At 36.7% G+C, this 1124-nt stretch carries 1 protein-coding gene and 1 pseudogene; both read right to left on the bottom strand.

Going from position 1 to position 1124, the window contains the following annotated elements:
- A pseudogene (locus FTU82_RS15990) lies at window positions 1–258 on the bottom strand (IS3 family transposase); the annotation flags it as partial.
- A 182-nt stretch (window positions 259–440) separates the two neighbouring features.
- The gene (locus FTU82_RS15985) at window positions 441–1007 is read right to left on the bottom strand and encodes a recombinase family protein (RefSeq protein ID WP_006581699.1); all 567 of its coding nucleotides are present in this window, start codon (window positions 1005–1007) and stop codon (window positions 441–443) included.
- Window positions 1008–1124: the final 117 nt, after the last annotated feature.

The raw sequence follows: 1124 nt of genomic DNA, 5'->3' as shown, positions 1-1124 counted from the left end.
GCAGTTCTTTATTTTCGCGTTCGAGTTGTTTGATACGTTCTTGGTCTGAAAGCTGCTGTACTTTAACTGGATTTTGTTTATCTAAATATTTTTGATACCAAACACGTAGTGTTTCAGGAGTACAACCCTTGCGCAGTATACTGCTCAGGGAGCAATAGCGGTGATCGCAGCCCAATTCGATGGATAATCTTTCTCGGATTCAATCAATAATTGAACCGCTCTTTCTCTGATTTCAGGGGTATATTTTACTTTTTTCATCGGGACATTCTCTCAGAAAGCTTGGTCTCCGACAAACCCGGTACGGTTCAAAAATCTTCCATTGATTTATTTATATCTGTTAAACCAGTCGCATTATGAAATGTAATATAAGTAGAAATTTCAGTATAAATGGTCATGATCTTTTCTAAATTTGAATATCTAAGCGTCTTCATTAATCAACCTTATTGATTATTAGTTTCTTCTTTTAAAGCTCTTTGTACTGTTGCTATCCCTACTTTAAACTTTTCTGCAACACCTCTAAATGTTGAATTTTCTTCAGCCATTGCTTTTCGTATTTCAACATAGTCAACCTTCCGCTTTCTTCCCTTATATAAGCCCTTCGCTTTGGCTTTTGCAATTCCTTCCTTTTGACGCTCACGGATCATGGAGCGTTCAAACTCTGCAAATGCAGCAAGCATCTGAAACATGAGTTTATTTATTGCCGATTGTGCTACATCATGACTGAAGGTCAAATTCTCTTTATGAAAAATAATGGTTATACCACGATCATTCAGACTATTCACAATTTCGTTCAGATCATTTGTATTACGTGCCAGACGATCAATACTATGAACATGCACCGTATCACCTTCACGCAGATAGTCGAGCATTGCATTTAACTGAGGACGTTCACGGCTACCACCGCTTGCCTTTTCAGTAAAGGTCTTATCCAGGCTGATTCCATCTAATTGACGTTCAGTATTTTGTTCAGTTGAACTGACTCGAATATATCCGACCTGATTAGGCATTCTGTACCGTTAGAGTTTAGATAATTAAATACATATTGTACCGAAATTAAATATTAAGTCTATAAATACGGTTTTTGAGTTGCTTTTTAAGACTTTATTTTGTTCCGTTAGGCTATA

This window comes from Acinetobacter sp. YH12151 (assembly GCF_013418355.1).
Classification (GTDB): domain Bacteria; phylum Pseudomonadota; class Gammaproteobacteria; order Pseudomonadales; family Moraxellaceae; genus Acinetobacter; species Acinetobacter pseudolwoffii.
The sequence above is the reverse complement of the archived record's forward strand: the minus strand, read 5'-3'. Positions and strand labels throughout refer to the sequence as shown.

Coding starts and splice junctions, on each gene's coding strand:
- FTU82_RS15985 (WP_006581699.1), bottom strand. CDS start 1,007: ATGCCTAATCAGGTCGGATATATTCGAGTCAGTTCAACTGAACAAAAT.